The sequence below is a fragment of the Oerskovia sp. NPDC060338 genome (genome assembly GCF_042726295.1).
GTDB lineage: Bacteria > Actinomycetota > Actinomycetes > Actinomycetales > Cellulomonadaceae > Oerskovia > Oerskovia merdavium.
In genome coordinates this window covers 308946-323571 of record NZ_JBHXCQ010000003.1, presented here as the reverse complement: position 1 = coordinate 323571, position 14626 = coordinate 308946, and the positions used below count along the sequence as shown (strand labels likewise).

At 72.1% G+C, this 14626-nt stretch carries 8 protein-coding genes and 2 pseudogenes; 3 read left to right on the top strand and 7 right to left on the bottom strand.

What is annotated here, in order from left to right; all coding sequences use genetic code 11:
• Positions 1 to 4: 4 nt before the first annotated feature.
• Positions 5 to 1312, bottom strand: a complete 1308-nt coding sequence (locus ACFWGN_RS05555) for an MFS transporter (protein ID WP_377616042.1) — start codon at positions 1310 to 1312, stop codon at positions 5 to 7.
• 54 nt (positions 1313 to 1366) lie between these two features.
• On the opposite strand from ACFWGN_RS05555, the gene ACFWGN_RS05550 reads away from it, so the two are divergent.
• The 3 genes from ACFWGN_RS05550 to ACFWGN_RS05540 all read left to right on the top strand — a co-directional run bounded on the left by ACFWGN_RS05550 (position 1367) and on the right by ACFWGN_RS05540 (position 7976).
• Positions 1367 to 1984: an ArsR/SmtB family transcription factor gene (locus tag ACFWGN_RS05550; RefSeq protein WP_377616040.1), complete on the top strand. Its 618-nt coding sequence runs from the start codon at positions 1367 to 1369 to the stop codon at positions 1982 to 1984.
• Positions 1985 to 2218: 234 nt separating this feature from the next.
• The gene (locus tag ACFWGN_RS05545; protein WP_377616039.1) at positions 2219 to 5530 is read left to right on the top strand and encodes a family 16 glycoside hydrolase; all 3312 of its coding nucleotides are present in this window, start codon (positions 2219 to 2221) and stop codon (positions 5528 to 5530) included.
• Positions 5531 to 5786: 256 nt separating this feature from the next.
• Positions 5787 to 7976 (top strand): MMPL family transporter, encoded by a 2190-nt coding sequence (locus ACFWGN_RS05540; RefSeq protein ID WP_377616038.1) that lies wholly within the window; start codon positions 5787 to 5789, stop codon positions 7974 to 7976.
• On the opposite strand, the pseudogene galK reads toward ACFWGN_RS05540, so the two are convergent.
• The 6 genes and pseudogenes from galK to ACFWGN_RS05510 all read right to left on the bottom strand — a co-directional run.
• Positions 7953 to 9158, bottom strand: a pseudogene (gene galK / locus ACFWGN_RS05535) (galactokinase); the annotation flags it as partial. The gene ACFWGN_RS05540 and the pseudogene galK sit on opposite strands and share 24 nt — an antisense overlap.
• 132 nt (positions 9159 to 9290) lie before the next feature.
• Positions 9291 to 10484 (bottom strand): annotated as a pseudogene (gene galT, locus ACFWGN_RS05530) (galactose-1-phosphate uridylyltransferase); the annotation flags it as partial.
• A complete protein-coding gene (locus tag ACFWGN_RS05525; protein WP_377616037.1) occupies positions 10481 to 11326 on the bottom strand; it encodes a DeoR/GlpR family DNA-binding transcription regulator in 846 nt (281 codons plus the stop codon). The pseudogene galT and the gene ACFWGN_RS05525, both read right to left, overlap by 4 nt.
• 133 nt (positions 11327 to 11459) lie before the next feature.
• Positions 11460 to 12659 (bottom strand): ABC transporter permease, encoded by a 1200-nt coding sequence (locus ACFWGN_RS05520; protein ID WP_377616036.1) that lies wholly within the window; start codon positions 12657 to 12659, stop codon positions 11460 to 11462.
• Entirely contained in the window at positions 12656 to 13552 is an 897-nt protein-coding gene (locus tag ACFWGN_RS05515; RefSeq protein WP_377616035.1) for an ABC transporter ATP-binding protein, read from the bottom strand. Before ACFWGN_RS05515 ends, ACFWGN_RS05520 begins: the two co-directional genes overlap by 4 nt.
• The gene (locus ACFWGN_RS05510; protein WP_377616034.1) at positions 13549 to 14526 is read right to left on the bottom strand and encodes a secretion protein HlyD; all 978 of its coding nucleotides are present in this window, start codon (positions 14524 to 14526) and stop codon (positions 13549 to 13551) included. Before ACFWGN_RS05510 ends, ACFWGN_RS05515 begins: the two co-directional genes overlap by 4 nt.
• Between the last annotated feature and the right edge of the window lie 100 nt (positions 14527 to 14626).

The window sequence follows — 14626 nt, the reverse complement described above, 5'->3', positions numbered from 1 at the left end:
CGGATCAGTCGTGGGCCGGGACCGGGAGCTCGGTCATGCGTGACAGCGGCGACAGGAGGACGGGCAGGGCGCCCAGCGTCATGACGGCCGCCCCGATCCACAGCGCGGGGGTCACGCCCCACACCGTCCCGATCCATCCGCCGAGCAGTCCGCCGATCGGGATGGGGCCCCACACGATGAAGCGGGCCGAGGCGTTCATGCGGCCCAGCAACGCGGGCGGGCACAGCCGCTGACGGAAGCTGACCTGCGCGACGTTGTAGACGACGACCGCGAGGTTGAACACGAACCCCCCGACCACGAGCACGACCGGGACCAGGGCTTCCCCGGCGCCGGTCGTCGCGCCCGTCGCCGCCACGATGGCCGCGGCGGGCGTGATGGCGTAGGACAGCCCCGTGAACACCGCCGAGGCGGGGATGATCCGTGCTGGGCCGACCCAGCGGGCGGCGCGGTCGGCCACGACCGCGCCGAGGAGGCCGCCCGCGGCGCTCGCCGAGAGCACGACGCCGTAGGTCGCGGTCCCGACGTCGAGCGTGCGCAGGGCGAAGATCACCACGACGGCGTTGCCGATCGCCCCGCCCAGGTTGCTGAGCGAGGTGCAGGCGAGGATCCGTCGGAGCAGCGGCTCGCTCGCGACGAAGCGGAGCCCCTCGGCGATCTCGGTGCGCAGCGGGCGTCGCGACGCGGGGTCGGGCAGGTCCTCGCGGTGGCCGATCCGCGCCATCGCGAACGCGCTGGCCAGGTACGTGCCGACGGTCGCGACCATCACCAAGGGAGCGGACAGCACCCGCAGCGCGACCCCGCCGATCGCGGGACCGGCGATCATCGCGACGGACTGGGTCGCCTGGAGCTTGGAGTTGCCCTCGACGACGTGGTCGAGCCCCACGAGGCCGGGGACGTAGCTCTGGTGCGCGACGTCGAAGAACAGGCTGAAGGTGCTGATGACCACGGCGGCTCCGATGAGCAGCCCCATGCTCGCGTGCCCCGTCAGGGCGGCGACGACCACGACCGAGAGGATGAGGGCGCGTGCGAGGTCGGCCGCGACGAGCACGCGGCGCTTGCGCATGCGGTCGACCCACGCCCCGGCCGGCAGGCTGAGGAGCAGGAACGCCGCCGTCTCCGCCGCGTTGAGGGCGCCCATCTGCCACTCGGTCGCGTGCAGGTGGGACACGGCGAAGATCGGCAGGACGAACCCCGTGAGCTGCGCACCGAGCTGCCCCAGCGCATCGCCACCCCACAGGTAGCGGAAGTCGCGGTGGTGGATCAGGCTGCGCGGGGACGCAGCGGTGCGCACCTGCGGTTCGTCAGACGTCATGCGGGACAGCGTGCTGCAAGTGATTGGGAAATGTCAATCAGTTAGCCTGTGGGGGTGACCCCGGACCATGCAGCCCCCAGCGCGCCGCACTCAGCCGCAGCCGCAGCCGCGGCCGCAGGGCGCGGTGCGCACGCGCCGACCGCCGACCTGCCGACGGCCGGCGACTCGGTCGCCGAACGGGACGCCGACGCGCGCGCTCTCGCGTCGACGGTGCGCGTGCGGATCCTGCGTATCTGCCTCGACGAACCGCGGACCAACAAGGAGATCGCCCAGCTCCTCGGCAAGAACCCGGCGACGACGCTCCATCATGTCCGGACGCTCGTGGCCCGGGGGTTCCTCACGGCGCAGCCCGCGCGCACCGGGGCGCGCGGAGCGCGGGAGGTCCCGTACCTCGCGACGGGCCGGTCCTGGACGACGGACCTGGGGCCTGGCGGTCACCAGGTGCTCCTCGACGCGTTCCTCGAGGAGCTGTCGGCGGCCGACCCGGCGCGTGTCGACATGGGGCGGCTCGGCCTGCGGCTCGACGCCGAGGGCCGTGACGAGCTCTCGCGGCGCCTCAACGAGGTCCTCGAGGACTTCCGGCAGCGCGAGCCGGTGGCCGACGGCGAACCGTGGTCGGTGTTTGTCGCGATCCACCACGACACGAGCCGCGACCCGCGCCCGAGTGCATGATTCTGCGGCGACTCGCCGGGCGTGTCGCAGCAGAATCATGCACTCGGCGCGGCGGCGCCGACCGATCCGGTCCACAAGGCGGCGCCAGCGCCGGTCGATCCGGTCCACAAGGCGGCGCCGGATCGTCCGGTCTCAATCTGCCTAACAACTTGCAACTTTTGGTTGACAGCGAGCAAAAGCCTCCTTAGGGTCCGAGAGTCAACGCTGACTCGTCTTCAAGGAGGAAGATCTCCAGTGCGAACCCCCTCACGCCATCGAAGAGGCCTCTCCGGCCTGCTCGGGGCCTCACTGCTCGTACCCCTCGCCTTCGCCGGGACGCTTCCGTCGGCCACCGCGGCCGAGACCGAGATGGAGCCCGGCGTCACGCTGCGCACCTTCCAGCTCGCGCAGGATCCCGGCTCCGTGTGCACCCTCAAGTCGGGGACCACGCCCAACGTCGACAAGCTCATGCCGACGATCGACTGGAGCACCCCGGAGCAGTTCGGTGCGTCCGACCGCTTCATCACCCACGCCCTGGCGACGCTCACCGTGCCCGCGGAGGGCGAGTACTCGTTCCGCGTGACGAACGACGACGGCGCCCTCGTCTACATCGACGACCAGCTCGTGCTCGAGAACGACGGACCCAACGACTCGACCTCGGTCGAGGGTGCGATCACCCTCACCGCCGGTGCCCACGACCTGCGGGTCGAGTACTACGAGGGCACCGACAAGCAGCGTCTGACGCTCGCGTGGAAGACCCCTGGCGCGTCGTCGTTCGTGGTGGTCCCGACGTCGGTGCTGAGCACCGAGGCCAACGTCGTGCGCGTGACCGCGCCCGGCAACAAGTACTGCGAGGGGGCGACGGACACCTCGGGCGACGGCCTGCGCCTGGACACCGTCAACCCGAACTACGAGCTCGTCGACCTGCGTCCTGCGGGCTTCGAGCCCAAGGTCTCGGGCCTCGCGTTCACCCCGGACGAGAAGCTGGCCGTGGTGACCACGGGTGACGTGAGCTCCGGTGGCTGGCGGCCCAACCCGACGTCGGGCGAGGTGTACCTCCTCGACGGCGTGATCGACGCGACCGGCCCCGAGGACGTCACGGTGACGAAGGTCGCCGACCAGCTCCTCAACCCCATGGGCATCGAGGTCATCGAGGACTCGATCTTCGTCTCCGAGCGGTACCAGCTCACGCAGCTCACCGACCCCGACGGCGACGGCTTCTACGACACGCACACCAAGATCGCCGGGTGGCCCGACGGCGGCAACTTCCACGAGTTCGCCTTCGGTCTCATCCACGACGAGAACTACTTCTACGTCAACCTCTCGGTCGCGATCGACAACGGCGGCGCGACGACCACCCCGCAGCCCGCCGCCAACCGTGGCACCTCGATCAAGATCGACCGCGCGACGGGTGAGGTCACCTACGTCGCGGGCGGCCTGCGCACCCCCAACGGCATCGGGTTCGGTCCCGAGGGCGAGATCTTCGGGACGGACAACCAGGGCGCTTGGCTCCCTGCGAACAAGCTCGTCCACATCGAGCAGGACAAGTTCTTCAACCACTTCACGACCCCTGCCGGGAAGTTCGACGCGAACCCCGTGTCCCAGCCCGCGCTGTGGCTCCCGCAGAACGAGATCGCGAACTCCCCGGGCAACCCGATCCTCGTCGAGGACGGCGAGTTCGCCGGACAGATGCTGCTCGGCGACGTCACCTACGGCGGGCTTCAGCGCGCGTTCCTCGAGAAGGTCGACGGCGAGTTCCAGGGTGCGGTCTTCCGCCACACCGCGGGCCTCGAGGTCGGTGCCAACCGCGTCATCACGGGCCCCGACGGTGCGCTGTACGTCGGTGGCACGGGCGAGGGCGGCAACTGGGGCGAGTCCGGCAAGCTCCGGTTCGGTCTCCAGAAGCTCTCGTTGGTCGACGAGGACTCGTTCGACATGAAGGAGATGCGCGTCGTCGAGGGCGGGTTCGAGATCGAGTACACCGACCCGGTGTCCGACGCCGTGGTCGCGAAGCTGGCCGACGCCTACACGCTCAAGCAGTGGCGCTACGTGCCGACGCAGCAGTACGGCGGCCCCAAGGTCGACGAGACGCCGCTGTTCGTCACCGACGCCACGGTGTCCGAGGACCGCACGACCGTCACGCTCGAGGTCGAGGGTCTCAAGCCCGGCCACGTCGTGCACCTGCGTTCGCCGCGCCCGTTCGCCTCGGACGAGGGTGCTGAGCTCCTGAGCACCGAGGCCTGGTACACGCTCAACTCGCTGCCGGGCTACGTCGCCCCGGCGGACCGCGGCTGGTACGAGGCCGAGGAGGCGCAGCCGCTCGGCAGCTCGAGCCTCGGCTCGGACCACAGCAACTACTCCGGCTCGGGCTTCGCCGCCGGCATGCAGAACGTCGGCTCCGGTCGCACGTTCGCCGTGACGGTACCCGAGGCGGGCACCTACCCGGTCAACCTACGCTACGCGAACGGCATCCACCCGTACACCGAGCTCCGCGCCAAGAACGTCTCGCTCTACGTCAACGACCAGAAGGTCGGTCCGTGGACCCTCCCCACGACCGGTGACTGGAAGAAGTGGGCGACCATCACGCGCGATCTCGACCTCGTCGCGGGCCACAACACGATCACCCTCAAGTACGACCAGGGTGACCAGGGCAACGTGAACCTCGACGTGCTCTCGATCGGGCAGAACCCCGACATCTGCTCCCCGGCGGACGTCGAGGACGGCTACCGCGGCATCTTCGACGGCACCCTCGCGAGCCTCGCGGACTGGAGCCTTGCGGGCGCCGGCACGTTCGGTCGCCAGGACGACTGCTCGATCCGCACCAACGGTGGCATGGGTCTGCTCTGGTACACGGCCCAGGAGCTCGAGGAGTACTCCCTCAAGCTCGACTGGAAGCTCGTCAAGGACGACAACGGCGGCGTGTTCGTCGGCTTCCCGAACCCCGGCAACGACCCCTGGGTCGCGGTCAACCAGGGGTACGAGATCCAGATCGACGCGAGCGACGCCGCCGACCGCACGACCGGTGCGATCTACACGTTCCAGGGCGCTGACGCAGCGGCCGTGACCGCGGCGCTCAAGCCCGTGGGCCAGTGGAACGCGTACGACATCCGCGTCGAGGGCGACCGGATCCGGATCTACCTCAACGACGTGCTCGTCAACGACTTCACGAGCACCGACCCGGCGCGCGACCTGTCGAGCGGCTTCATCGGGATCCAGAACCACGGCAACGGTGAGACGGTCTCCTACCGGAACATCCGCGTCAAGGACCTGGGTGCCGAGCCCGAGCCCGAGCTCGCGGTGTCGGTGACCGTCCAGCCCAAGTGCGTGGCCGGCAAGGTCACGCTGAGCGTGCGTGCCGTCAACGACGACACGGTGCCCGTCGACGTCGTGCTCAGCACGCCGTTCGGCAAGAAGACCATGACTGGCGTCCTGCCGGGCAAGTCGGCTCAGCAGACGTTCGCGACACGCTCGACCTCGATCGAGGCCGGGACCGCGACCGTGACGGCGAGCTCCGGAGGCAAGGAGGTCGTGGTCGAGACGACCTACGACGCGTCGAGCTGCGGCTGACGCACCCTCGGGCGGCGGGCGGCTGAGCCGGCCGCCGCCCGAGCCCCCTGACTGAGCGCACGATGCGGCGGCGACACGTACGGTGGGTCGCCGCCGCGTCGCGCACCCGGTGCAGAGGGGCCGCGCGACGCAGCGCGGCCCCGCGCCGCCCCGCTCCACCGCCGCGCCGCACGTTTGCCCTCGTCGCGCGGCGTCTGTCACCATCTGCCGGGGCGTCGACGACGACGCCTCGTCTGTCGTCGAGAGGTAGTCGACCATGCTCGCGCACCTTGGTCGGGTCACGGTCCGTCACCGAGTTCTCGTCCTGGCCCTGTGGGCCACGCTCGCTCTCCTGGGGGCGGTGGTCGGCGGCGGGGTCTTCGACCGCACGACCGCGGTCGACAGCCTTCCGGCCGGTGCGCCCGCCGCACAGGCACAGGCGTTGCTCGACGAGCTCGACCCGCAGGGCGAGACGCTCACCGCGGTCGTCGGTGGCGTCGACTTCTTCACCCCCTCGCTCGTCGAGAGCGCGTACCGCGTCATGCAGGAGGTGCGCGAGATCCCGGGGGTCCTGGAGGTCACGGACGCGTTCACGTCCGGCGGCCTCGTCTCGGACGACGGGTTCAGCTCGCTCGTCGCGGTCGAGCTCGAGCGGGATCTCACGGACGCCCAGGCGCTCGAGGTCGGGGACCGCGTGGCCGCGACCCTGCAGACCCTCGACGCGCCCGAGGTCGTCGTGGGCGGGGAGCTCATGGCCGAGCGGACGTTCGCCGACATCGCCACGGCCGACGCGGTCGTGGGCGAGTCGGTCGCTCTCGTGGTGCTGTGCGTGGTCCTCGTGCTCGTGCTGGGCGGCCTGCGGGCCGGCCTGCTGCCCGTGGCCGCCGCGCTCGCGTCGATCGCGGCCTCCCTCCTTGCGCTGAGCGCCCTGGCCGGTGCGGTCCCCGTGAGCGAGTTCGCGGTCAACGTGGTGACCCTCCTGGGCCTCGGTCTGGCCGTCGACTACAGCCTCCTGGTCATCGTGCGGTTCCGGGAGGAGCGCGAACGGGCCCCTGAGGCGACGCTCGAGGAGCTGCTGTCCAGGACCGTGTCGACCGCGGGCCGGGCGGTCCTCGTCTCGGGGCTCGCGGTCGCCTCGGCGCTCACGGGGCTGCTCGTCCTCGCCGACCCGCTCCTCGCGAGCATGGCGCTGGGCGGCCTGCTCGTGGTCGGTCTGACGACCGTCGCGGGGCTCACGCTCGTCCCCGCCCTGGTCGCGGTGCTGCACGCCTCGATCCCTGCCCCGCGGACCCGGACCTGGGCTCGCCGCCGGACGGGGACGGGAGCCGGGCTGCTCGCGCGGTCGGCGTCGTTCGCCCAGCGCCGGCCGGTCGCGGTGACGCTGGGCTCAGCGGCCGTCCTCCTGCTCCTGAGCGCCCCTCTGGCCTCGCTCGCGCTGGGGAGCTCGGACGCCCGGTCGCTGCCGCCGGGAACCCCGGAGCGGGTCGCGCAGGAGAAGATCGAGCAGGACTTCGACGTCCTGGGGGTCCAGCCGGTCACGCTCGTCCTGGGGGCGTCCGTCGAGGACCCGCAGGTCCGGTCGCTGCTCGACGCGGTCTACGCGTCGCCCGGCGTCGAGGACGTCCGGCACCTCGAAGACTTCCCGGCGGACGTGACGGTCGCGGAGGTGACCCCCGAGGGCACGGCCACGGGTGAGGAGGCGCAGTCCGTGGTCCGGTACGTCCGTGGCCTCGACGTGCCGTTCTCGGTGCAGGTCGCGGGGCCGGCGGCCGAGCTCGTCGACGCGACCCAGCAGTCCCGGGACCGGCTCCCGTGGGCCTTCGCCGCGGTCGTGCTGCCGGCCATGCTCCTGCTGGGCTGGCTCACGCGGTCGGTCGTGGTCCCGCTCAAGGCGCTGGTCCTGAACCTGCTCGCGCTGACGGCCTCGCTCGGGGTGCTCGTCGCGATCTTCCAGTGGGGCTGGGGAGCTCGGCTCCTGGGCTTCGAGCCCACGGGCACGATCGACGCCACGAGTCCCGCGCTGCTGTTCGTCTTCCTGTTCGGTCTGTCGATGGACTACGAGGTGTTCCTCCTCGCGCGCATCGCGGAGGAGTGGCGCCGACGGACCGGGGACGACCGCCGCGCGAACGACCGAGCCGTCCTCGCGGGCATCGTGGCGTCGGGCCCCGTCATCACGGTCGCGGCCGTGTCGATCGGGATCGTGTTCGCGGGCTTCGCTCTGGGGGACCTCGTGGCCATGAAGGAGATCGGTGTGGGGATGGCCGTCGCGGTCCTGCTCGACGTCACGATCGTCCGCGGCCTGCTCCTCCCGGCCTCGATGTCGCTCCTGGGGCGCTGGAACTGGTGGCTCCCCGGCGGGCGGAGGGGCCCTGCCCGCGGCACCGAGCCGGACGGGGCGCGCGGCGAGGAGTCCTCGCCGCGCACCCTTGTGGGCAGCGGTGCGTCAGCAGGCGCCGGCCGGGGCTGACGGCACGGCCAGCAGGAAGCCGGGGGCCGCGAGGCCCTCGCGGGCGAAGGCTCCGGCCACGGCGTCCGCGACAGCGGACGCGCGCTCGGCCGGGACCAGTGCGATCGCCGAGCCGCCGAACCCGCCACCCGTCATGCGGGCCCCCAGGGCGCCGGCCTCGCGCGCGGCCTCGACCGCCACGTCGAGCTCGAGCGCGGAGACCTCGTAGTCGTCGCGCAGGGACGCGTGGGACGCGTCCATGAGCGGCCCGACGTCGGAGGCTCGCCCTGCGCGCAGCAGCGCCACCAGGTCCTGGGTCCGGGCGATCTCCGTGACGACGTGGCGCACGCGGCGGCGCGAGACGTCGTCGGGCAGGCGGTCGAGCGCCGCGCCGAGAGCCTCGGCGAACGCGGCCTCGTGGGACGCGGGGTCGCCCGTGGCGGCAGCCGCACCGGCGACCGAGTCCGCGAGCTCGCGCAGGTTCGCGAGGCCCAGGGTCGCGGCGGCCGCCTCGCACGTCGCGCGGCGCTGGGCGTACTGGCCGTCGACGAGCGCGTGCTCGGCCCGGGTGTCGATCACGAGCAGCGCGAGCCCCTCGGCCGCGAGGTCGAACGGGATCTGCTCGACCGCGTCGACCGGGTCGAGACCCGGGCGGCAGTCGAGGAGCAGCGCGTGACCCGGGGCGCAGCGCAGCGAGGCCGACTGGTCCATGCCGCCGGTCGGGGCGCCTGCGACCTCGTTCTCGGCGCGGATCGCGGCGGCCGCGAGGGTCGCGCGTCCCGCATCGGTGGCAGCCAGCCCCAGACCCGCGACGTCGTCGATCCCGACCGCGACCGAGCACTCGAGCGCGGCCGACGACGACAGGCCCGCACCGTAGGGCACGCACGAGTCGACCACGGCGTCGAAACCACGGATGGTCCCGGCCGAGCGGCCCGTCTCCTCGAGGTGCTGTCCGAGCGCCCACGCGACCCCGGCCACGTACGCGGCCCAGCCGGTCACGGCTCCCGGTGCGACGTCCTCGAGCCGCCCGGTCCAGGCCGCGCCCGGCTCCTGGGCCGAGGCGAGGCGAACGACCGAGTCGGTCCGGGGGCGCAGCGCGACGTACGTGCGGTGGGGGAGCGCGACGGGCAGGCACAGCCCGGCGTTGTAGTCGGTGTGCTCGCCGATGATGTTGACGCGCCCGGGGGCGGCGTAGACGCGGACGTCCGACGCGCCGTCCGCCTCGTCCCCGCCTTCCGTGCCGTCCGCGGGGTACGCCGCCGCGAAGGCCTGCCGGACGCGGTCCGCGCCGACGTCGTCGGGCCAGGACTCGACCCACTGCGCGGCCGGGGCCGGGGCGAGCGCCTGCAGGCGCGCCGCGATCCGCTCGGGGGTCGTGTCGCTGACCCACGCGCCCATGCCCGACTCCGAGCCCGCGAGGTACTTGAGCTTGCCCGGTGCGCGCAGCACCGAGAAGACCTGCAGGTGCAGGCGCGAGAGCTCGCGGCCCTCGCGCACCGGGGCCTGGTGCCAGGCCGCGATGTAGGGCAGGGGGACGGGGGCGCCGTCGGGCCCCTCGAAGAACAGGTCGAGGCGGCGCAGGAGCTCGAGGTAGGTCACCGCGAGGTCGTCGCGCTCGGCGTCGGTGAGCGCGGGCAGGTCGGGCACGTCACGGCGCGGCGCGACGTGCACCTCGACGGGCCACCGGGCCGCGAAGGGCACGTAGGCGACCCAGTGCTCGGTCTCCAGGACGATCCGGCGGCCGTCCGCGAGCTCGGCGTCGAGGACGTCGCGCAGCAGGTTGCCGCCCGTGCGCTCGTGGTGGGCGCGGGCCTGGTCGAGCATCGCGCGCGTCTTGGGCGTGATGTACGGGTAGCCGTAGATCTGGCCGTGCGGGTGGTGCAGGGTGACGCCGATCTCCTGGCCGCGGTTCTCGAAGCAGAAGACCTGCTCGACGCCGGGCTCGCGTCCGAGGGCCTCGGTGCGGTCGGCCCACGCGTCGATGATGGTGCGCACGCGCTGCGGGGGCAGCGCGCCGAACGACGAGGAGTGGTCGCTCGAGAAGACGATGACCTCGCAACGGCCCGACGCCGGAGCGCGGGTCTCGAGCGTGCCCTCGCCACCGAAGAAGCCGTCTTCGGCACCTGTGCCGTCAGCGACGCCCGGCACGAACTGCAGCGACGGGAAGCGGTTCTCGAAGACCACGACGTCGTAACCGGTGTCCGGGACCTCGCCGTCCGAGTACGCGGCGCCGGGGCGCGCCGGGCACAGCGGGCACGAGTCGGCGGCGGGCAGGAACGTGCGGTTCATGCGGTGCGCGGCCATCGGGATCCAGTCGCCGGTCAGCGGGTCGAGGCGCATCTCGGGGCCCGTGTAGGGGTGCTCGTGCCCGTCGGGGCCGGTGACGGCGGCGAACCGGTCGCCCAGCGGGCGGGGGTCGTCGAGCCGACGCGTGAGCTCGCCCGAGACGTACGCGGGCGAGTCGTCGAAGTAGACGAGCTCGCGGCCGTCGGCCAGGCGGGTCGGGGTGCGGCGCAGGTGCTGGTTCATCGGGAGGTACGACCGTCCTGGTGTGCGGGGGTGGATGGGGTTCGGGGGAGCCGGGTCGGCTCGTCGCGCGAGGCGACCAGGAGCTGCTCGACGACGTCGCGCGCGGCCTCCTGATCGGTGGACGGGAGCGCGTCGTCGGTCACGAGCACGTCGACCTGGTCGAGCCGCGCGAAGACGCTCAGGCCCGTGGTGCGCCACTTGGTGTGGTCGGCGAGCACGACCGTGCTTCCGGCGATCGCGACGAGGGCGCGGTTCGTCGCGGCCTCGTCGAGGTTGGGCGTCGTGAGCCCCGCCTCGACGCTCACGCCGTGCGCGCCCAGGAAGGTCTGGTCGACGCGCAGGCTCGCGAGCGCGGCCTCGGTGAGGGGGCCGACCAGGGCGTCCGACGGCGTGCGCGAACCACCCGTGAGCACGGTCTCGAGCTGAGGGTCGCCCGCCCGGTGCAGGGCCTCGGCGACCGGGAGCGAGTTGGTCACGACGGTCAGAGGGCGCAGGCTCGGGTCCGCCGCGATCTCGACCGCGAGCAGGTGGGTCGTGGTGCCGGCCGACAGGGCGATCGAGGAGCCGGGGGAGACGAGACGGACGGCGGCGCGGGCGATCGCACGCTTCTCGTCGAGAGCGAGCGCGCTCTTGGCCTCGAACCCGGGCTCGTGCGACGTGGCCTGCGGGGAGACCGCGCCCCCGTGGACCTTGCGGAGCAGTCCCTGCTCGGCGAGCTCGAGGAGGTCACGTCGCACGGTCATGTCGGAGACGCCGAGCTCCTGGGTGAGGTCCGCGATCCGGACGGCGCCGTGGTCGCGGAGCCCCGCGAGGATGCGTTCGTGGCGCTGGGAGGCGAGCATGCTGCCATGGTGACACATTCGAACAGAAAGCAACAAGAGTGAACATCACCGCGACGGGCGTACGCGCCCCGGGACGCACGACGGCCGCCCACCCCGCGAGGTGGACGGCCGCGTGCTCGTCGGTCCGCGCCGATCAGTAGCGGATGGCGTCGATCACCTTGACCCGTACCGCGACGAGCGCGGGGATCAGCCCGGCGAGCGCGCCGACGCTCACCGCGGCGACCATGCCCGTGACGGCTGCCGAGGCCGGGAAGCCCGGGCGGTCCTGGACGGTCGAGCCCATGAGCGTGTCGAGCGGGACGTTGTGCAGGATCACGATCGCGAGCGAGACGCCCACGACCCCGGCCACGATCGTGGCGACGACGCTCTCCATGAGCACCGAGAAGAAGACGCGCCCGGACGAGGCGCCGAAGCTGCGTCGGATGCCGATCTCACGGATCCGGTACCGGACGGTCACGAGGGCGATGTTGACGAGCCCCAGTCCACCGAGCAGCAGGGCGATCGTGCTGACACCGAGGATGAGCCACTTGGTCGCGCCGTCGATCATGCCCATGTCGGGGCTGTCCATGCGGCTGACCTCGACCTGCGTCCCGGGGATCGCGCCCGTGAGGTCGCGGCGGACGGCCTCGGTGAGCACGTCGGCCGTGTCCGTGGGGACCCAGAGCTCGAGCGACGGTGCGCCGGAGTTCACGAGCGACGTGGGGGAGGCCCACCGCAGGTGGGACTCCACGAGCATGTAGGCGGCAGGTCCCTCGCCGGGCCAGCTGTCCGGGTAGGTGCCGACGATCGTCGCGAGGACAGGGTTCTCGCCGCCGATGACGATGGTCGGATGGTCCTCGATGCGCTGGCCCAGGGCCTCGAGGAAGGCATGGTTGACCACGAGGGCAGGCGACAGGTTCTCCGCGTCGGCCTCCGTGAACCAGCGCCCGCCGTCCACCACGAACCGGTGCATGGTCGCCCAGTCGGCGCTCACCGCGTTGGTCTGGGTCTCCATGGTCCCGCCCGGGAACCGGAAGGGGGTCTGGGCCCACATGACCATCGAGGAGTACTCGACCTCGTAGCGTGCCGTGATGTCGTCGTACGCCGCGACGTACTCCTCCACGCCCGGCATCTCCTGGCCCGTGGGCCAGGCCGAGACGTTGAGGGTCGCGGGTCGCCCGCCCCAGCGTTCGTTGGACTCGGCCGAGACCTGGCGCAGCATGTCGCCGGCCGCGGTGATGGTCGTGATCGCGCAGACCGCCACCGCCACGCCGATCAGGGCGAGCAGCACGCGGAGCTTGTGGACGCGCAGCTCGTCCCAGGCCTCCGCCAGGGCGCCGAAGAACCCGGTCACGAGGCCACCACCGAGTCGCCGAAGAGGTCGTCGAGGGTGCTGCCGGAGCCGGAGCCGGAGCCGTGCGCCCCGGCCGAGCCGGTGGCCGCCGCTGCCGATGCCACGGTCCCCAGCGGCACGGCGACGTGCTCCGCCTGGTGGTCCTCGCCGTCGGGCACGTGCTCCATGGTCGTGCCCAGCCCGTCGAGCGATCCCGCGCTGCGGGCGCCGATCGCGATGGGCGCCAGGACGCCCTCCGCGAGGCGGAAGTGGCGCTTGGCGCGCGAGGCGACCGCGAGGTCGTGGGTGATGGCGATGAGAGCGGACCCGTTCTCCTGGGCGATCGTGTCGAGCAGGTCCATGACCTCGCCGCCCGTGTCGACGTCGAGCGCGCCCGTGGGCTCGTCGGCGAGGATGACGCGGGGGCCGCGGACGAGCGAGCGAGCGATCGCGACGCGCTGCTGCTCGCCGCCCGAGAGCTTCTCCGGCATGGTGTCGAGGCGGTCGCCCAGGCCGACGCGCTCGAGCATCTCGGCTGCGAGCCTCTTGCGGTTCCAGAACTGCTTGCCCTGGGCGTAGAGCAGGGGGGCCGCGACGTTCTCCAGCGCCGTACGGGCCTGGAGAAGGTTGAACTGCTGGAACACGAAGCCGAAGTCGGCGCCGCGCCGGCGTGCACGGACACGGCCGGACAGGCGGCCGATGGGCACGCCGTCGAGCAGGAACTCGCCGGCCGTGGGGGTGTCGAGCAGGCCCAGGATGTTCAGGAGCGTCGACTTGCCGGTCCCCGAGCGCCCCACGATCGAGACGTGCTCGCCCGCGTCGACCGTCAGGTCGATCCCGCGCAGGATCTGAAGGATCCGGTCGTCGGGGAGTCGGACCGACCGGGTCACGCCGTGCAGCTCGAGCAGGCTCATCCGGCCGAGCCCCCGTACATCATGCCCTCGTCGACCGGAGCGACGTCCTGGCCGGGCACGAACTCGAGGACGAGGTCGCCCTCGGCGAGCCCCTCGACGATCTGGACCTGCGAGCCGTCCGTGATGCCGAGCTTCACGGCCTTCTCGGTGTTCGTGCCGTCCTCGGCCACGACCCACACGTTGCCCGTCTCGACCGAGCCCTGGACCGAGGTGATGGGGACCAGCAGGGCATCCTCGGCCGAGCCCGCGGTCACCTCGAGCTTGGCGGCCAGGCCCGCGAACACGACCGTGCCCGCGGGGACCGCGCACGTGATCGACGCCGAGGGCGTCGCGCCGGGCTCGTTGCCCGTCTCCTCGGCCCCGGTGGTCGATGCCGCGGCCGCCGTGCCCATGCGCAACGAGGTGCAGGTGAACGGGGCGGGGCCGCCCGTGACCGTGACCGTCGCCTCGGTGGGGATCGTCAGGAGGCGGAACTGCTGCTCGGGGAGCATGGACGCCGTCACCGACAGGGTTCCGGGCGAGATCGACGCGAACGTCTCGCCGACGCTCACCTCCTGGTCCTTGATCGCGGTGAACGTCGCGACGGTCCCGGCCGAGCCGGCCTTCATGGTGGTCCGGGTGACCTTGGGCTTGCGCTCGGTCACCTTCTCCTCGCCCGTCTCCTTGTTCGTGGTGATCAGGGGGTCCTGCGGGGTCTCGAGCGTGACCTCGAGGAGCGGGGCACCGGCCTCGACGACGTCACCGACCTTGGCGTGCACGGCGGTGACCTTGCCGAGCTGGGTCACCTTCTCCTCGCTCGCCGGGTCCGCGACGACGGACCCCGTGAGGGTCACGGTGTTGGTGATGGGTCCCTTGGCGACCGCGACCTGCGGAAGTGTCACGACCGCCGACGGGGTCTCGGCGTCGCCCGCCGCCTGGGGGGCCGACTTGAACGCGATCACCACCAGGGTCACCGCGATCACCGCCCAGATCACGAGACGAAGGGTAGGAAAGATGATCCGGCGTGTGACGCCCACGGCAGGTCTCCAGGTGAAATCCGATGAGCCGACAGCTCAAGGTCCAGGCATGCTCTGG